Source organism: Jeotgalibacillus sp. ET6 (genome assembly GCF_029667115.1).
GTDB lineage: Bacteria > Bacillota > Bacilli > Bacillales > Jeotgalibacillaceae > Jeotgalibacillus.
This window is the reverse complement of the sequence record NZ_JARUIU010000002.1, coordinates 156,800-173,232: the sequence shown is the minus strand read 5'-3', so window position 1 is coordinate 173,232 and position 16,433 is coordinate 156,800. Positions and strand designations below refer to the sequence as shown.

Sequence of the window (16,433 nt, the reverse complement as noted above, 5' to 3'; positions counted from 1 at the left end):
CAAAAAAGGCGGTTAATCCTTCCTGGACCAACGCACCCGTTAATTAACCATTAGTTAGCTTGCTCATTCTAAAAACAAATCTAAAACGAGAGGGTATATGAATTGGTAAGTGAGAATAAAAAAAGCAATCAGGCCTATTACGGATATTAAAAATACCTTAACTTTTTTTATCCTTAACTGTACAAAAGCAGATACCCAAACAAGAATTATAAAAAATCCAATCATTGAACCCCAAACCCAATTATAAATGGGGTCTCTTCCTGGATCTGGTGCAGCAATGCTAAATATTGGAGCTATACCGACAAGAGCTACCAATATGAATATCAATCCGTGTACCAAGAATACTACTGACTTAAACAATTAAACCACCCGCTCTCTCCAGTCTTGAAAGTTACCTAGCTGCTTTTTTATTTTAACATTAATTTCCTTTTCGCGGGTGAAAAATAGCACTCCTTATTGAAGGGGTACTCACGATAGTGATAAAAAATATTTTTCTATAATGATCTTTGCCCTTTCATCCATTCGTGACGGCAGGCTATTTAACGAAAAGTATTTCAGCTCCAAACTTTCACCATCATTCATAGCTAATTCCCCACTAACTGCTTCCGTCGTATAAATGCTAATTACATTGTAAACCTCATCCCCACTAGGGTATTTAAAATAAAGGTCTTTCCCCGAAATAACATCTACAAATTCTAAATTTATTGCCTTTAAACCTGTTTCCTCATAAAGTTCACGTTCAGCTGCTTGCTCTAATGTTTCACCAATCTCCATTGCTCCACCTGGTAATCCCCATTCTTCTGTATCAGAACGCAGTTGAAATAATATCTCTTTTTTATCTTTCATAACTACAATAGTAGAGCCGACTAAGATAAAAGGTCTGTTACCAATAAGTTCTCTTATTTCTTTGATATATTCAGCCATATTACACCCGCATATAAATTTATTTGTTATACTAGCGTTTACCTTACTGAGTATTCGCAACCGTTAATCTAAACAAGGTCCTTAGAAAATCCAATACTTTTATTCTTATAACCCATTTCTATATAAAATTGATGGGCACCTTTTCGTTCTTCTCTATTGCCACTATTCAATCCGATTGCAATAGCTCCCTGCTCCTTTGCCCATTTTTCCGCCCTTTGTATTAGTTTTTCTCCTATCCCTTTTCTTCGATAATTTGAATCGATCACAAAGGCTACAATTTGAACATAAGTATCATCATATTCATAAGAAAGATTAGTCCTTAATCCTGCCATCCCAACAACATTCCCTTCAAAATCGGCAACTAAAGTTTGATAGGTTGCATCGGATAATATAGCATTAAATCTACTTTCCATTTTATTGAAAGAGGTCGGATAACCAAGTTGATCCATTAAAACAACCAATTCAGGAATGTCATTTATCGTAGCTACTCTAATTTCCATTCCATTTCCCTCCTACAAAAAGAATCTGATATTCCTGTTGTTATTCCCCTCCCCTTTTTATTGAAAAAGGAGACTGTTTGTTCTTAAGATGCTCCTAAATCGCAGAATATTTAATCTTACTAAAGATTTACCTTTACACGTGGAAAAAGGCCTTGAAATGTATGTTAAACTTTAGATTGATTCAGAAAGGAGTATGATTTCGATATGGAAAGAGAACCAGCAGCTGAAAAGGATACGCTTGTCCTCCAAGGCACCCTAACCAAGAAAGAATTTTTAAAGCATGGACAATACCATATGAATAAAATTCTTAATATCGTTATATTGTTATTCCTGGTCTTTGCCTTCCTTAACTTTGTTATTAGCAGTTGGAATGAGGAAGACCTCAATAATATTCCCAGCTATATTGTCTTCGCCCTATTTTCACTTGTTTTGTCTGGTCTCCTGATGCTCGTGTTGAAGATGATTACACGGGTGAAAACAGCGAGAGAATTTAAAAGTGACCCTCTTGTAAAAAAAGAAATGAGGTACATCATTAGTTCCCGCGAGATTCACCAGAATGTAGGAAGATCTGACGCCTATCTTGAATGGGAACAAATTCGAACAGCCCATGAAAACAAAGACATGTTCAGACTGTATGTATCGAGAGGCAAAGCGATGGTGCTGCCCAAAAGATTCTTTAAATCTGAGGCAGAAATGAGGGTATTCAGAAAGCTAATTAGAGAAAACTTGAGTAGGAATAGAATAAAGTTTTAATACACTTCATTTCTTAAAAATATAAAACAGAGTTGCTTTACGTTTGCTCTGTTTTTTTCTGTTAATCTGTCATTTAATAACTAAAGCTGCTATTTGAATTTAAAGTAGATACGACTCTTTACTTGATCAAAGATCTATCAATAAATCGCTGCATCAGTGCAGCTTCTTCGTTTAGCAACCGAGATAGGAACTGTAATTGAGGAAATGGCTGTAAGAGTAGTGTCATATCGAATTCTGATTTAAGAATATAAGTCCCTCCTGATTTCTGATAATCATATAAAGATAATTTCTTGCTGCAAATAAGCTGCACTTCCGCTGGAGAAAGCATGACTAATCCTTTTGATTCACCTGAGGGAGTCGGCAAGGATTCTGTAGTGGCAAGGTACATGACTGTGTAGGAAGATTCTTCATTTCCTTTAATCAAAATTGGAGAAACGGCTTCATCCCCTATAACTTTTTCAGGTTCCTCTCCCCATTCAGCTAGATAAAATGTGACAGTTGAATCAATGAGATGAATGTTTATTTGCGCTTCTTCAAACACTTCACGTTTTGCCGTTTCCCAAGCGGTTTCATTGTTTTCCCGGTGTCCTCCTAATCTGACAACACCAAGTCTGTCCCCTTTTTTCGTTGGGCCCACTTGAAATATGAATAGTCCGTTATACAATACATACGCACCAGATGTTCGTACATTATTTGGAATGACCATCGACTCCCTCCTAAAATTCACCTTTGTCTTTTCGCACAGTCAAGAATCTCCTGGTACAATTCACTACAGATATTAATCCCAAAACTTTCTCTGATATATTTTAACATTAATTTCCTTTCATGACAGAAAAAATCACCTTCAAGTGGTAAGCTTGTATTCGATTTGATCATCATTTTTGTTGGAAATCTCTTAGACTTATAAAGACAATAGTGGTTGATCACCCATTCTGATAGGCACCTTTAAGGTAGAACTTATAAACCTAACTTTCCTTTGAAGACAAACCTAATTTAGCATGCCTTTTGCAATAGAGTTCTGGAACCTGTCCCTTCGTCCCGATTTAGGGTAGACTTCAAAGAAACCAGATGAAAAGGATGACCATAAAAATGTATTTAACGGAACAGCTTGCTCAGGAAATCGTGGATCGAACCATGGCGATCCTTCCTTACAATATAAATGTGATGGATCAAGAGGGAAAAATTATTGGTTCAGGGGATCAGCAGCGCCTTTCAACAAAGCATGAAGCAGCGAGTGACGTTTTAAGAAGAAAAGAAGCAGTTGAAATTGGAGTTTCCGACACGGAGAATTGGAATGGTGTCAAAGAAGGAATTAATTTACCCATTTTTTTTCAAGGTGAGGTCTTAGGTGTTGTTGGAATTACAGGGGCCCCTGATGTAACGAGAGGGTACGGAGAATTAGTAAAGATGACAACAGAAATGATTATTGAACAAGCTTATTTGCAAAAGCAGTTGCAGCTTGATGAACGAATAAAAGAAGAGTTTGTTCATCAGTTGCTTAACGGCTACAAGCTTGATGAAAATTTATTTTTTGAAAAGGCGAAGGCGTTACACGTTGATTTATTGCTTCCGAGGGTGATCATCGTCGTAAAAAGCGCATTCTTTGAGGTGGATCGAAAACAGAAATTAGAGCGAATGATCAACCATCTCCTTGAATCAGACGACCTCGCTGTTACCACTTATACCGGAGAAATTGTGATTGTTAAAGCAGTATCCATGAAGTATGACCGGTGGGAAAAGGAACGTACCATCAGTACGGTAGAAAAGTGGCTCGCACACCTGATTAAAATCGATCCCGCCGTTAAATTAGCAATGGGAAATTATACTTCAACATATAAACGGCTCGATCAATCTTTTAACGAGGCGAAAGACACTCTAACCGTTGGAGAAAAGTTAACCCCAGAAAAGAATATGTTTGTATACGACGACCTTTCTATTTATGTATTCATGAGTAAATTAGCGAACCAAATGGAAAACAATCCATTTGTTGAATTGATTCATAGGTTAAAGGAAGACGATGAGTCAGGACACCTTCAGATGACCCTGAACATGTATATTCAGGAAAATGGAAAAGCGATGAATACAGCGAATAAATTATTCATTCATCGAAATTCTCTCCAGTATCGTTTAGAAAGGATTAAAGAAATCACAGGCAAGGATCCTAGAAACTATCAGGATTTACTTGAATTGTACCTATCCCTTGTTATTAATGACTTTGCAAGTGAAAAGTGAGTTGTTCATATGAACAAAAAAATCGGATATGAATACGCTTTATTTTTTTCATCTGCACAATGTATTGCAAATATTAAACGCTTACAATGGGATGAAGAGTAAGATTCATCAAGGAGGGACACCCATGGATGTTCAAGTAAGCGCTTTAGGTGCCATTGTAGGCTTAGTATTAGCCATTGTTCTTATATTTAGGAAAGTACCGCCAGTCTACGCTTTAGTAGGAGGAGCCATGGTTGGCGGTTTAGTCGGTGGAGCTTCTGTTACTGAAACGGTTGATTTAATGATGGGGGGAGCTCAGGACATTATCCCCGCTGTTCTGAGGATTTTAGCAGCTGGTGTACTTGCAGGTGTGCTCATTGAGTCAGGTGCAGCTGCTTCCATTGCAGAAAGCATTGTAAAGAAAATCGGGGAGAAAAAGGCTTTATTATCTTTAGCGATTGCGACGATGATTCTAACGTCTGTCGGGGTGTTTGTCGATGTTGCTGTCATTACTGTTGCGCCCATTGCTCTAGCGATTGCCAGCCGTGCAAATCTGTCAAAAACGGCGATCTTACTTGCTATGATTGGTGGAGGGAAGGCAGGAAATATTATGTCGCCAAATCCAAATACGATCGCAGTATCTGAGGCTTTCGGCGTATCGTTGACATCGGTCATGGCGGCTGGGATCCTACCGGCGCTGGGTGGATTAATCGTTACATATATCCTTGCAAAAAGATTAGTGAATAAAGGTTCAAAGGTATCGCTTGATGAAATCACCCAAACAAATGGTCAAAAACTGCCAACTTTCGCGCTTGCCATTATTGCTCCACTCGTAACGATTGTTTTACTCGCATTACGGCCTTTGTTTGATATCGTAATTGACCCGATGATTGCCCTTCCACTGGGTGGACTTGCGGGTGCATTGGTGATGGGGAAAATAAAGTCGATTAATACATTTATTGTTTCTGGATTAAACAAGATGTCCGGTGTGGCTGTTTTACTTTTAGGAACAGGGACGATTGCCGGGATCATTTCGAATTCTGGACTTCGAAATGTTTTAATTGATGGGATTGATGTACTTGGGTTGCCCACTTATATGTTAGCACCGGTGTCAGGTATCTTCATGTCTGCAGCAACGGCATCAACGACGGCAGGTGCGGCGGTTGCAAGTAGTGTATTTAGTACCACGTTAATTGAATTAGGTGTAGCAAGTCTTGCCGGGGCAGCGATGATTCATGCTGGTGCAACCGTCCTGGATCACCTCCCGCACGGAAGCTTCTTTCACGCAACTGCAGGAAGCGTGCTGATGAATTTCCAGGAACGATTAAAGCTGATTCCATATGAGTCACTTGTTGGATTAACGATTGCCATCATTTCAACACTCATCTTTGGCGTATTTAAGCTGTTTTTATAAATAAGGGAGGAATTGGTCATGAAAAAAATCGTGATTGCACCAGATTCATTTAAAGAGAGTTTAACAGCGTTAGAAGCTGCCAATGCCATTGAAGATGGATTGAAAGAAGTACTGACTGACGTCGAATTTATTAAAATCCCTATGGCCGATGGGGGTGAAGGTACGGTTCAATCATTAGTCGATGCAACAGGCGGCAGGATCGAGTATGCAACGGTAACCGGCCCTTTGGGAGAAAAGGTTCAAGCGTTTTATGGGCTGCTTGGAGACGAAAAAACAGCTGTCATCGAAATGGCCGCTGCCTCGGGGCTGGAGCTGGTACCTCCCAATAAGCGTGATCCAATGAGTGCAACCACTTTCGGAACAGGTGAATTGATATCCATTGCTCTTGATAAGGGAGTGGAGCGGTTTATAATCGGAATTGGTGGAAGTGCGACCAATGATGGCGGCGCTGGAATGGTTCAAGCATTAGGAGGAAGATTACTAGATCAAGATGATGAGGACATTCCATTTGGAGGAGCAGGTCTGGTCAAACTCAGCCGAATTGACCTGACTACTCTCGACAAGCGCCTTAGTCGTGTAGCCATCGATGTGGCCTGTGATGTTGACAATCCATTAACGGGCCCTTTGGGGGCATCCATGATATACGGTCCACAAAAAGGAGCAACCAACGAGCAAATTGAATTGTTAGACGTTTATTTAGCACATTACGCGAACGTAATCAGTCGCGACGTGGGGAAAGATATTAAAGATTTACCAGGTGCTGGAGCTGCGGGTGGATTAGGAGCAGGAATGCTTGCCTTTTTATCTGCAGACTTAAAACGCGGCGGCGATCTTGTAATCAACGAAACGAAACTAGCTGAAGCGGTTCAAGATGCAGATCTAATCATTACGGGTGAAGGCGGCATTAACCATCAAACGATTCATGGGAAAACGCCCATTTGTGTGGCCAAAACTGCAAAGAAATATAATGTTCCCGTCATTGCGCTTGCGGGAAGTTTAACTAATAATTATTCAAATGTGTATGACCACGGCATTGATGCAATCTTTAGTATCGTGCCAGGAGTGATGACGTTGGAGGAAGCGCTTGAAAGCGGGTATGACAATTTGAAAAATACAGCCCGGAATCTTGGTGTCATGATGAGATTTTAGATGCAGGCGCCCGAACAACTGTAATAAGAGCTTGGGACAAAAGTGTCTCAAGCTCTTTGACCGGTTCGCTACGCTTCAGGCGGACGCTTTCCGCAGGGACGGTTGCTTGAGCCTCTCCAGGCCCTTGCCCTGTATAGTCTCAAGCAACCGTCAAATCCTGCAGGAGTCGCCACCTTCCGCTCCGCTCTCCTCTTACTATTGATAAATACTTCTTCATTCTTTAAATTCTTTTAAGTTTTGTCCCTGCCTCTTTTTATAAAGGTCTGCTTCTATTAAAGTGCAGCTAGTCAATGGGATCAGCGTCTCGCTCATCTGTTCGTCTAACCATGGCTAATGATTTAATAGTTCTTATCTGTAACAGTCAGTCAGTAAAAACTAGTTGACCTTATATTAGGAAACATCCGCTAGCTCAAAAGCGTTTCTATCATCTAATAAATTGTTTTACAACTTGCTTATTCTAGCAATCTCACCAGCATTATATCCTACCCAAGACCCGAAAAGCGGGAAATAAAAGCTGGGAAACTGAAGTGTTATAGGGTTAAACCCAATGAGGAGTATATAGCCTGCTGCAGCCCCTACACCCAAAATACTGAAGATGACCGTTTCTATCATTTTATTTCGCTTCCAACGTTGCTCTCCCAATTGATTCTTATCAAATTCCTGTACACGCTTGCTTGACTTCGTACCAATCGTTTTTCCCGTTACAAGGGTGTATGCATTAATAGCCCCCAATATCCATATTACGGTAATTAACATTCCGATGATGAAGGTGTCGTATCCATGTTCAGCAAATAAAGCAATAAGCATAATAAATAACAACATCCCGATATTGTATTGAATTAGCTGTTTCCTTTTTAAACTCTTTACTTCTTTTATATCCCATTGTGCTTCATCCATCTTATCCGCCCTTTCAATTCGACAACCTATTAAACTCTACTTCCGGTTGGTTTAATAACTTCAAACTAAATAGAAGGACGGAAAAAGGGATTTATTTTTCTACCACTTCATCGTCAGTTTCTGCTATTCCATGTGCAATCGTTTCACATTTTTTTATCGCCCATAGGTAATGGTTGGATGTGTTTGCTGAAAAATAGCTGAATAGATTACTCGTTTTTGTCCATTTATACTTTTTTTTCGCCATGATTTCTTCATTGGTATGTAATCTAATTAAGCTCATTACTCTTTCGTGGCTTAACGTGAACTTTTTTATGGCTTGATTTAATGGCACCTCCTGAACATTTTCCCAAATTTTCAGGTTTAGGAGATGAATGTTTCTCCACTTATATCCAGGGGCCGGCATTATCGGACTGTCTCCATCCATCCCTTCTCTATACCATCTTTCAAGCATGGCGTGCCATTCATACAAATGCATGATGACATCCCGGAAATTTTTATCTCTATCCAAAGTTTCAATGGAAAGTCCCCTTTTTCTTTTGGGAACGGATTCAATGATTTCAAGCAATTTTTTAAAGTTATGTTCACTATTAACGGTCAATATCTTTTTCTCTGTTTGAACAGTCATATGAATTCCCCACTTCCTTTTCAACGAAAAAACTTACACCTGCCTTTTTTTTATTACTGCAAAAACCCCGGCGACTAGAACGGAAATACTCATTCCCATTAGAAAAGTATACGGATTAAAATAAAGAGAATTTAAATGGATGCTTTCCCACCAGCTCCACCAGCTGCCCAACGGATAATATAGCTCTTCTTTTATTGTAGATATAAAGTCTAACTGGTAGACGAAAGAAAAATAACTGATCGTCGAAGCAATGACCATGATGATCAGAATCAGCCATCCCCTTTTTTGTCTTAGGGTATCCGACATTTTTCTTGTAAGGACAATACAAAATGAGAGAAACAGGAGGAATGAAACAAAGATATACGGGATATTCGGGTTGCCGTTGCCAGAACTAACTTGTGGTGAAGGTGTCAGTAAATCATAGATAATATAGAAGTTAAAAGCATGAAAGAATATAGCTGAAAGGAGGATTACCGATTTAATCGTCTTTTTTTGTTCCTTTACCAACATGATGGTTATGATTACGCCTGTCAGGAGAAGCGCAAATAAACTAAAAAGAATGACCTCAGCCGGCAGGTCCCCAATTAAAGTATTCATCATCTCACCCTCTTATGTTTCTATTAAAACCCTAGTTCTTCTTTAAGGTTTAATGATGCATCTGGACGGCCATCCAATTATAATATCGTACAGACAAGATTCTCATTTCTAAATATTCAAACTATTTTATCGTTAAGAAAACCAACGTTAGAAATTATTCCTTAGTTAAAAAACTTATGTATTTATTTTTTTCGGCACTCCTATTTTATTTATCTGTAAAATCATCCTTATATTAACACCTATCCAAGCTCCAATAAACGGAGCCGGACTAATAGGAGCGTCATATCTTTCATGGTTAAAATCTGTACTGAAGAAAAAAATGGAAATAATCACACCTAGTACACTGAAGATAAGAATCTGCGCTACTCTATTTTGCTTCCAACGTTTCTTTCCCCAGTGTCTTTTATCAAATTCCATTAAACGTTTACTGGTTTTTGTCCCGAAAACCTTCCCTGTCACCAGGGTGTATATTGAAATGGCTACGAATATCACCATCAAACCTAAAATTATTCCAGTAATCAACGGAGAAAATATGTTTATGTCAAAATAACCGACAAGCACAATTATCAGCAGCATAGCAAGGTTGTACTGTACTAGTCGTTTCTGTTTTAACTTCTTAATTTCTCGTAACTCCCTTTGTGATTCTTCCATTATATGCACCCTTTCATAAGTTGATCTTACACTTCCCTGTTAAACTTATCCTACCATATAGAACTAGATTTGGTACAAGATACCTATTATTTTATGTGGATTTCCGTTTCATCTTTTACTTAGGTTAGAAACACGTCTGTTTTATAACGGCAAATCCTTCCGCTTGAAAACCACGACTCCCACGAGGTAAAGGACGATCGACAGTCCCACTAGAATGAATAACTGCGCACCATAGTCTCCGCCCTGAATAATGGCCTCTGAATCAAAGAGCGTAATGATCGTTGTATATTTAAGAACTTCCAGGCTGTCACTCATGCCGGAAAGCATATTCGCCGCAAAGAAAAAGACGGTCAGCCCTGCACCGAGCGCAAGGGAATAGCTTGAGCGGTTGAATAAGCAAGAAGCGAAGAATGTAATGCTCGAGATGGCCAGATGCAATAGGAATGATCCTGCAGTCAGCATGAAGAATGTGTCAATCGGCAGTTCACCCGGCTGAACCAGCTCTGCCACCCCTACTCCTGCTCCAAAAATCAGGATAAATAGGGCGAGGAGTGAAGAAACAACGTAAATGAGACTTGTCAGGGTGTATTGGGTTCTCGTGATAGGCGTTGACAGATGGTACGCCATGCTGCCTTTATCCACCTGCTCTGCGATCAATTTATTGCCGATGATAATGGAATAGATCATGGCAAAAATGAGGGCGAAATTTCCGAAATATTGATTTGCTGTAAAGGCTACTAAGGTTGAAATATCACCTAATGGATTGATCGGCGCATCCATACTGGTTTGCGCAATTTCTTTCATCGTATCCGGTGTGAAGACACTCATAATAATCCCGATCAGCAGCGTCAGCGCACCCGCTATAATGGAAAATACTTTTGCGTTTGATTTTATCAAATGAATGAATAATGGCTTACTAAACATGGTCAATGCTCCCCCTTATAGAAGTTCATGAAATTATCTTCCAGTGAGTATTTTACTTCCCGAATGGACGTCACATTTCTGGCAGCCAGCGCACCGATCAGGCTGTTTAGCTGACCATCTTCAATTTCGATGACGAGCTGCAGGCTGCCTTTTTGAATCTGTGAGATTTGAAAATGTTCCTGTTGAAAGGATTGAAAATCTTCATGGTTTTGAAATGTTATGTTAAATGACGTCTTCTCAGCGTTTTTAAATTCTTCGGCATTCATGACCGAAATGATTCTGCCTTGCTTGATCATGGCAATGCGGTCGCAGGTCCCCTCGATTTCCTCAAATAAATGGGACGACATCAGGATGCTTTTCCCCTTTTCTTTTTCCTCGTGAATCAGCTGCACAAAGACCGATTGCATCAGAGGATCCAGTCCAGTTGTGGGTTCGTCCAGAATGAGAATTTTCGGGTTATGCATAAAGGCACAAACGATCCCCACCTTCTGCTTCATCCCTTTCGACATCCGCTTAATGGGTGCGGAAGGATCCAGGTTGAACATGTGGATTAATTCCTGCGCTCTTTTCCGGTCATTAAGACCGCGCATTTTTGCGGTATGTTCAATAAGCTGGGTGCCTGTCATGTTTTCCGGAAACGCCATTTCTGCCGGCAGATAGCCGAGATGCTGCTGAATTTCCTTCGCCTCGTTCCAGCAGTCCATCTGTAAAATAGCAGAGGTTCCGCTTTGCGGTTTACTGAATCCAAGAAGGTGGCGAATGGTAGTGGTCTTTCCTGCACCGTTTGGTCCAAGAAAGCCAACAACTTCCCCTTCTTCTATTTGAAAGGAAACATCAAAAATTCCTTTGTTGTTTCCATAATCCTTTGTAAGATGCTCGATGTTGATCGCTGTCATCTACAATCACCAGCCATTTCTTCTGTATTTATCCGACAACATGTCGTATGATTCAATTGTATGGTGCCCAATTGGCTCCATCAACCGACAGTTTGGCTTCAATGTCGGATTTAGCAGCACCACCTGGGAGGAATAGCCATGAAAAAGAATCCAGCGATTACGGCACAAACGAGACAAAATCTAATTGATGCGTTCTGGGAATTGTATTGCACGAAACGGATTGAAAAAATTACGATCAAAGAAATTACGACAAGAGCAGGCTATAATCGGTCCACCTTTTATGAGTACTTTACGGATGTGTATGATGTGGTGGAGCAATTGGAAAATAATTTAATTTCCAAGCTGCAGGAGATGCCGATGCAGCAGCTGTCTTCTTCAGGTGATCCATTTCAGCTTGACGCACTGGTCCGCATGTATTCTGACCACAGCGGCTATCTCGCCGTCCTGCTTGGCGATCACGGGGATCCTGCATTTCAGCGGCGAATCAAAGCCAGCATGAAGCCCATGATGAAAGAAGCTCTTATTGCGCAGGGTGCAAAAGACGGCTATGAGCTTGACTACACACTGGAATATGCTCTGTCTGCGATGATCGGGGTTTTAAGCTACTGGTTTAACCAGGAAAACCCTCCTTCACTTGAAGAGTTAACCGCGATTTTAGGAGAGCTTTCGAGTAGTGGTGTGATGGGGAAATTGATGGGGTTGAGAGATTGATTTGTCCATGCGAACCGCACAAAAAAAGAGCTTGGGTTTCCAGGCTCTTTGCAAAAAGGAATTCTTTACAACAAAAAGGAATTCTTTACAATCTGTAAAATAATAATCTCCAAATGGCATAGGTCACTCCATAGGAGGCAAAATGAAGGAGTCCATACAGGAAAAGATTTTCTTCCCGAAATTCACTAACTGCTGGAACAAAAATACGAATGGCATTCATCGTCGTGATCGTAAAAAGCATAAGCACACCTAATACGATTTTACTTTTTTTCGAAGCATGCCCAAAAATCCCTTGTTTCTTATTAGAAGATGTGACCATTACGATCCCTCCTTACACTATTGTAATGAAAAACTGGAACATCATTTTCTAAATCTGTAAGTATGTTATTCTAATTGCAGGTAAATTAGGCAGGCTTAGTCTTTCTAGTGATATTGATAAAACACGTAAGAATAAACTTAATTTTCTATGGTGGGTGTTTGTCATGCAAAAAATCTTTTCAATGCTTTTTAGTGTACTGGCTCTTTTGTTTTTAGTTGGAACCTTTTTTCTTCAGTATGAGTATTTATTTGTAACTCGTACTATTTTAATTGTATTTACAATATTATATTTAGTCATTGAAATAAAAATAGACTATTTCACAGAAAACAAAAAGAGTTTTGTTTTCATTGGTATTTTAAGCATACTTTCTGTAGCGGTAGGTATCTTAGTGGACATTAGTTTAGAAAATAGTGAATTAAATAATCGAGTTTTCTTTATACCCCTATACGTTTTTATTCTTATCGTTATCATGTACAAAGATTTCTATGAACAGAAGAAACATTAAGAAAATATAGACCCGAGCTAACGAGGTGAACTAATCTATGAAAAGAAAAAGCCTTGCTGTCTTCACCAACATTTCGTTCATAGCAGCCCTTATCACACTATCCGTCCTTCCTCTTTCCTTTTACGCACTATCATTAACCACCCATAGCGGGTTAAAAACTATTCTAAGCACACTGGCGCTGATTGCTATTTCAATATCCATAATTGGTATTCCGCTTAGTATTGTATCGTTATTCAGCAGAGAGCCTATTTTAAAAAGAATCTTCTCTTTACTTGTGAATATTACTCCTCTGACTGTTCTTATCGCAGCCTTAGTCATTGAGTATATTAATGAATTTCACAAAATACCTGCCTGATAAAAATTTTTTGACAATAGGTAATTACAACATAAACCACCCAAACACACTTAATGCTAAAAGGATCATTCCCACCGCTGTCTTTATAAAATGGAAGAATATATCCTGTGGTCACCATTGCGATTGCAAGCATAAATCAACATATAATTCCATTTATTATTCAAATTAATTTAAATTAAAATCTGATAATAAAAAAAACCTCATCCGCTTTGAATGAGGCTCTTTCCTATCAAACCTATACCGGTCCCCAGTTAATAAAGACAGCGAAAACGAGCATGGCGACTGCAATGACTGTCCAGATCAGAAGCAAGGGCAGCATCCATTTTGCCCATTTGATCCAGGACACGCCGGCAACTGCCAGACTTGCCATTAGGGGGCCTGAGGTTGGGAAGATGCTGTTTGTAAAGCCATCTCCAAACTGATAGGCCTGAACGGCGATCTGCCGGTTAACGCCGATCATATCCGCAAGCGGTGACAGAATCGGCATGGCGATCATGGCCTGGCCACTTCCTGATGGAATCAAAAAGTTCATGACACCATTTGCGACAAACATGCCAAGCGTAGCAAAAACCGGTGACATCCCTTCAAGCGGAACGGACAATGCTTGCACGAATGTATCCAGAATCGCCGCATTTTCCATGACGATCAGAATGGCGCGAGCCACCCCGATGATCAGTGCACCGTAGACCAGATTTTTACAGCCATCTAGGAATGTAATGGCTATTTTGTTGTAATTCATTCCTGCAATGACACCTGATACGAGTCCAATGACAATGAAAAATGCCGCCATATGATCAATCGTCCAGGCGAACTCAATGGTCGCATAAATAAAAAATAAGAGCATAAGACCAACAAATGACAGGATGATTTTATGGCGTACCGTAAATGGCGCTTTCAAATCATCTCCTTCGTCAGAGCCTTCGTCCAGAACGCCGATTAAGCTTTTGGATGGATCATATAGTATTTTCTTCGCGTAGGACCAGGTGTACCAGATTGTCGCGCCAACAATCACGACAAAGGCAATCACTCGAAGCAACATGCCTGAAAACAGCGGCACTTCTGCGATGGATTGAGCGATTCCGACGGTGTAGGGATTTAAAAAACCAACATTGAAGCCGGCAAATGTGGCCCCAAATGTAATCGCGACTGCCACAATTGCATCTAACTTAAGCGCCCTTGCAATGATAACGCCAATCGCGACAAAAGGAATAACGGAATTTGCAACCGCTCCTACTGCTCCACCCAGTGCAAATAAAAGCGACACAAGTGCAATAAGTACAAACTCCTTTCCTTTGGTTTTATTGACAGCCCGCAAGATGCCGCCTTTAATCGCACCGGATCGCTCAATGACTTCAAATGCGCCTCCCGCAAACAAGACAAGGAAAATCAGGCCGCCTGATTCCACCATTCCCGCTTGAAGGGCAAGAAAGATATCCATAAAGCCGGTCGGACTCCCATCCACCTCGCTGTAGGTCCCCGGTACGACCCTCTCCACCCCATCTGCCATTTCACGTTCAAATGAGCCGGCTGGAACAAAGTATGTGGCAATTACGGCTGCTAAAAGGACAAGAAATAGAATAACGTATGTATCGGGCATTTCCCATTTTTTCTTTTGTGGTTCATTTTCCTCAATCTTCGTGCCCATTTACTTTTTATGCCTCCCTCTGTATAAGTAATCAATTTTTCTTTTCTACTTTTCCTTTTCACCCCTATTCTAGTAATCTCTTTGATTGATAAAAAAATTGATGTTGTATAGTATATAACTCATACTCTATTTTTGCAAAATTTAAAATAAATTGTCAAATAAGCTGGAGGTTTGTCATGTTAGTTGAATTACAGAAAAGATTGGAAGACTTGCAAACGGAAATGGTGGAACTTCGCAGGGATTTTCATATGCATCCTGAAGTTTCCCACGAAGAAAAACGCACGCCGGAAAAAGTGGCTGCTTATTTGAGCGAACTTGGAATTGACGTGAAAACGAATGTCGGAGGAAAGGGTGTTGTGGGGTATTTAACTGGAGGCCGTCCTGGAAAAACCATTGCACTCCGGGCAGATTTTGATGCCCTGCCTATGCAGGATGAAAAGGAGGTTTCCTATAAGTCAAAAGTGGAAGGCGTAACGCATGCATGCGGACATGATGTGCATACTGCAGCCCTAAGTCCTCAGTGAAAAGCGTGAGCAGCTTACAGGGACGGTGGTATTTATTCATCAATTTGCAGAAGAAGTAAGTCCCGGCGGCGCTGAAGCCATGATTGCAGACGGCTGTTTAGAGGGAGTTGATGCGATTTACGGCGCTCATGTGTGGTCTGAAAATGATGTGGGCGAAATTCTTTTTCAGTCGGGCTACACGATGGCTGCTGCTGACACATTTCATATCAACGTTCAGGGAAAAGGCGGTCATGGTGCACTGCCGCATTTAACGATTGATCCAGTGGTCGCAGCAAGTCAGCTGGTGGTGAATTTGCAGCAAATACCCAGCCGGCGCGTCGACCCGCTAAAAGCCATTGTCCTCACAGTGGGTTCGTTCCACAGCGGAAAAGCCGCCAATGTGATTCCGGATTCCGCGATCATTGAAGGAACGGTACGGACATTTGACGAAACCGTGCGAAAAGATGCCGAGAAAATGATTACGTCAACTGCTCAGGCTATCGAGATGCAGACCGGGGCAAGCGTTGAAGTAACGTACCATTTCGGTCACCCCGCTGTGTACAATCACCCGAAGGAATCCGATTCGTTAAAGCAACTGACAGAGGAGCATCTTCCCTCTTTTCATGTGAAGGAAATGAAGCCATTTATGGGTGCAGAGGACTTTTCATATTACCTCAAGGAAAGACCAGGCACCTTTTTCTTTGTAGGCGGGCGAAATGAAGATCTTAACGCCAATTTCCCGCATCACCATCCAAAATTTGATGTGGATGAAGAGGCGCTAGGAACGATTGGAAAGGTTTTTCTTCTTGCCTTAAAGAATCAGGGTGTTCTAGATTAATCTGCTTATTTCTGCA

General features: G+C 40.7%; 21 protein-coding genes. 9 read left to right on the top strand and 12 right to left on the bottom strand.

Going from position 1 to position 16,433, the window contains the following annotated elements; genetic code table 11:
* Positions 1-63: 63 nt before the first annotated feature.
* The 3 genes from P6709_RS05890 to P6709_RS05880 all read right to left on the bottom strand — a co-directional run bounded on the left by P6709_RS05890 (position 64) and on the right by P6709_RS05880 (position 1,424).
* Positions 64-360 carry a hypothetical protein gene (locus P6709_RS05890; protein ID WP_278239972.1) on the bottom strand — a complete coding sequence of 99 codons (297 nt, stop codon included), beginning with the start codon at positions 358-360 and terminating at the stop codon, positions 64-66.
* Positions 361-468: 108 nt separating this feature from the next.
* Positions 469-924, bottom strand: coding sequence for an NUDIX hydrolase (locus tag P6709_RS05885; RefSeq protein ID WP_278239971.1), 456 nt, complete (start codon positions 922-924; stop codon positions 469-471).
* 68 nt (positions 925-992) lie between these two features.
* Entirely contained in the window at positions 993-1,424 is a 432-nt protein-coding gene (locus P6709_RS05880; RefSeq protein WP_278239970.1) for a GNAT family N-acetyltransferase, read from the bottom strand.
* A gap of 204 nt (positions 1,425-1,628) precedes the next feature.
* Here P6709_RS05880 and P6709_RS05875 point away from each other — a divergent pair, with 204 nt between their 5' ends.
* Positions 1,629-2,177, top strand: a complete 549-nt coding sequence (locus P6709_RS05875) for a YcxB family protein (protein WP_278239969.1) — start codon at positions 1,629-1,631, stop codon at positions 2,175-2,177.
* Positions 2,178-2,295: 118 nt separating this feature from the next.
* On the opposite strand, the gene P6709_RS05870 is transcribed toward P6709_RS05875, so the two are convergent.
* Positions 2,296-2,883 carry an NUDIX domain-containing protein gene (locus tag P6709_RS05870; RefSeq protein ID WP_278239968.1) on the bottom strand — a complete coding sequence of 196 codons (588 nt, stop codon included), beginning with the start codon at positions 2,881-2,883 and terminating at the stop codon, positions 2,296-2,298.
* Between the two features lie 383 nt (positions 2,884-3,266).
* Between P6709_RS05870 and P6709_RS05865 the strand changes: the two genes are divergently transcribed.
* The 3 genes from P6709_RS05865 (at position 3,267) to P6709_RS05855 (ending at position 6,951) form a co-directional block, all read left to right on the top strand.
* Complete coding sequence (locus P6709_RS05865; RefSeq protein ID WP_278239967.1) at positions 3,267-4,409, top strand: sugar diacid recognition domain-containing protein; 1,143 nt, start codon at positions 3,267-3,269, stop codon at positions 4,407-4,409.
* A gap of 124 nt (positions 4,410-4,533) precedes the next feature.
* Positions 4,534-5,802 (top strand): GntP family permease, encoded by a 1,269-nt coding sequence (locus P6709_RS05860; RefSeq protein WP_278239966.1) that lies wholly within the window; start codon positions 4,534-4,536, stop codon positions 5,800-5,802.
* A gap of 18 nt (positions 5,803-5,820) precedes the next feature.
* A complete protein-coding gene (locus tag P6709_RS05855) occupies positions 5,821-6,951 on the top strand; it encodes a glycerate kinase (RefSeq protein ID WP_278239965.1) in 1,131 nt (376 codons plus the stop codon).
* A 441-nt stretch (positions 6,952-7,392) separates the two neighbouring features.
* Here the strand turns inward: P6709_RS05855 and P6709_RS05850 are convergent, their stop codons facing one another.
* The 6 genes from P6709_RS05850 to P6709_RS05825 all read right to left on the bottom strand — a co-directional run bounded on the left by P6709_RS05850 (position 7,393) and on the right by P6709_RS05825 (position 11,541).
* Positions 7,393-7,848, bottom strand: coding sequence for a hypothetical protein (locus P6709_RS05850; RefSeq protein ID WP_278239964.1), 456 nt, complete (start codon positions 7,846-7,848; stop codon positions 7,393-7,395).
* A 91-nt stretch (positions 7,849-7,939) separates the two neighbouring features.
* Positions 7,940-8,473, bottom strand: coding sequence for a ClbS/DfsB family four-helix bundle protein (locus P6709_RS05845; protein ID WP_278239963.1), 534 nt, complete (start codon positions 8,471-8,473; stop codon positions 7,940-7,942).
* 33 nt (positions 8,474-8,506) lie between these two features.
* The gene (locus P6709_RS05840; RefSeq protein WP_278239962.1) at positions 8,507-9,070 is read right to left on the bottom strand and encodes a hypothetical protein; all 564 of its coding nucleotides are present in this window, start codon (positions 9,068-9,070) and stop codon (positions 8,507-8,509) included.
* A gap of 174 nt (positions 9,071-9,244) precedes the next feature.
* Positions 9,245-9,721: a hypothetical protein gene (locus P6709_RS05835; RefSeq protein WP_278239961.1), complete on the bottom strand. Its 477-nt coding sequence runs from the start codon at positions 9,719-9,721 to the stop codon at positions 9,245-9,247.
* A 141-nt stretch (positions 9,722-9,862) separates the two neighbouring features.
* A complete protein-coding gene (locus tag P6709_RS05830; protein ID WP_278239960.1) occupies positions 9,863-10,645 on the bottom strand; it encodes an ABC transporter permease in 783 nt (260 codons plus the stop codon).
* Between the two features lie 2 nt (positions 10,646-10,647).
* Positions 10,648-11,541: an ABC transporter ATP-binding protein gene (locus P6709_RS05825; RefSeq protein ID WP_278239959.1), complete on the bottom strand. Its 894-nt coding sequence runs from the start codon at positions 11,539-11,541 to the stop codon at positions 10,648-10,650.
* A 138-nt stretch (positions 11,542-11,679) separates the two neighbouring features.
* On the opposite strand from P6709_RS05825, the gene P6709_RS05820 reads away from it, so the two are divergent.
* Positions 11,680-12,252, top strand: a complete 573-nt coding sequence (locus tag P6709_RS05820) for a TetR/AcrR family transcriptional regulator (RefSeq protein ID WP_278239958.1) — start codon at positions 11,680-11,682, stop codon at positions 12,250-12,252.
* 85 nt (positions 12,253-12,337) lie between these two features.
* Here P6709_RS05820 and P6709_RS05815 read toward each other — a convergent pair whose 3' ends face one another.
* Entirely contained in the window at positions 12,338-12,571 is a 234-nt protein-coding gene (locus P6709_RS05815) for a hypothetical protein (protein WP_278239957.1), read from the bottom strand.
* A 163-nt stretch (positions 12,572-12,734) separates the two neighbouring features.
* Here P6709_RS05815 and P6709_RS05810 point away from each other — a divergent pair, with 163 nt between their 5' ends.
* Both P6709_RS05810 and P6709_RS05805 read left to right on the top strand, forming a co-directional pair.
* Positions 12,735-13,076 carry a hypothetical protein gene (locus P6709_RS05810; protein ID WP_278239956.1) on the top strand — a complete coding sequence of 114 codons (342 nt, stop codon included), beginning with the start codon at positions 12,735-12,737 and terminating at the stop codon, positions 13,074-13,076.
* Positions 13,077-13,113: 37 nt separating this feature from the next.
* A complete protein-coding gene (locus tag P6709_RS05805) occupies positions 13,114-13,431 on the top strand; it encodes a 2-acyl-glycerophospho-ethanolamine acyltransferase (RefSeq protein ID WP_278239955.1) in 318 nt (105 codons plus the stop codon).
* Positions 13,432-13,666: 235 nt separating this feature from the next.
* Here the strand turns inward: P6709_RS05805 and P6709_RS05800 are convergent, their stop codons facing one another.
* The gene (locus P6709_RS05800; protein ID WP_278239954.1) at positions 13,667-15,076 is read right to left on the bottom strand and encodes a YfcC family protein; all 1,410 of its coding nucleotides are present in this window, start codon (positions 15,074-15,076) and stop codon (positions 13,667-13,669) included.
* Between the two features lie 176 nt (positions 15,077-15,252).
* On the opposite strand from P6709_RS05800, the gene P6709_RS05795 reads away from it, so the two are divergent.
* Positions 15,253-15,600 carry a M20/M25/M40 family metallo-hydrolase gene (locus P6709_RS05795; protein ID WP_278239953.1) on the top strand — a complete coding sequence of 116 codons (348 nt, stop codon included), beginning with the start codon at positions 15,253-15,255 and terminating at the stop codon, positions 15,598-15,600.
* A 25-nt stretch (positions 15,601-15,625) separates the two neighbouring features.
* Entirely contained in the window at positions 15,626-16,417 is a 792-nt protein-coding gene (locus tag P6709_RS05790) for an amidohydrolase (RefSeq protein WP_278239952.1), read from the top strand.
* Positions 16,418-16,433 lie beyond the last annotated feature (16 nt).

Bases quoted from the DNA above. Each gene is read 5' to 3' on its own strand.
- P6709_RS05810 (WP_278239956.1), top strand. From the start codon at position 12,735: ATGCAAAAAATCTTTTCAATGCTTTTTAGTGTACTGGCTCTTTTGTTT.
- P6709_RS05875 (WP_278239969.1), top strand. From the start codon at position 1,629: ATGGAAAGAGAACCAGCAGCTGAAAAGGATACGCTTGTCCTCCAAGGC.
- P6709_RS05820 (WP_278239958.1), top strand. From the start codon at position 11,680: ATGAAAAAGAATCCAGCGATTACGGCACAAACGAGACAAAATCTAATT.
- P6709_RS05870 (WP_278239968.1), bottom strand. From the start codon at position 2,883: ATGGTCATTCCAAATAATGTACGAACATCTGGTGCGTATGTATTGTAT.
- P6709_RS05880 (WP_278239970.1), bottom strand. From the start codon at position 1,424: ATGGAAATTAGAGTAGCTACGATAAATGACATTCCTGAATTGGTTGTT.
- P6709_RS05860 (WP_278239966.1), top strand. From the start codon at position 4,534: ATGGATGTTCAAGTAAGCGCTTTAGGTGCCATTGTAGGCTTAGTATTA.
- P6709_RS05805 (WP_278239955.1), top strand. From the start codon at position 13,114: ATGAAAAGAAAAAGCCTTGCTGTCTTCACCAACATTTCGTTCATAGCA.
- P6709_RS05845 (WP_278239963.1), bottom strand. From the start codon at position 8,473: ATGACTGTTCAAACAGAGAAAAAGATATTGACCGTTAATAGTGAACAT.
- P6709_RS05850 (WP_278239964.1), bottom strand. From the start codon at position 7,848: ATGGATGAAGCACAATGGGATATAAAAGAAGTAAAGAGTTTAAAAAGG.
- P6709_RS05800 (WP_278239954.1), bottom strand. From the start codon at position 15,076: ATGGGCACGAAGATTGAGGAAAATGAACCACAAAAGAAAAAATGGGAA.
- P6709_RS05865 (WP_278239967.1), top strand. From the start codon at position 3,267: ATGTATTTAACGGAACAGCTTGCTCAGGAAATCGTGGATCGAACCATG.
- P6709_RS05830 (WP_278239960.1), bottom strand. From the start codon at position 10,645: ATGTTTAGTAAGCCATTATTCATTCATTTGATAAAATCAAACGCAAAA.
- P6709_RS05795 (WP_278239953.1), top strand. From the start codon at position 15,253: ATGTTAGTTGAATTACAGAAAAGATTGGAAGACTTGCAAACGGAAATG.
- P6709_RS05855 (WP_278239965.1), top strand. From the start codon at position 5,821: ATGAAAAAAATCGTGATTGCACCAGATTCATTTAAAGAGAGTTTAACA.
- P6709_RS05840 (WP_278239962.1), bottom strand. From the start codon at position 9,070: ATGAATACTTTAATTGGGGACCTGCCGGCTGAGGTCATTCTTTTTAGT.
- P6709_RS05885 (WP_278239971.1), bottom strand. From the start codon at position 924: ATGGCTGAATATATCAAAGAAATAAGAGAACTTATTGGTAACAGACCT.
- P6709_RS05835 (WP_278239961.1), bottom strand. From the start codon at position 9,721: ATGGAAGAATCACAAAGGGAGTTACGAGAAATTAAGAAGTTAAAACAG.
- P6709_RS05825 (WP_278239959.1), bottom strand. From the start codon at position 11,541: ATGACAGCGATCAACATCGAGCATCTTACAAAGGATTATGGAAACAAC.
- P6709_RS05815 (WP_278239957.1), bottom strand. From the start codon at position 12,571: ATGGTCACATCTTCTAATAAGAAACAAGGGATTTTTGGGCATGCTTCG.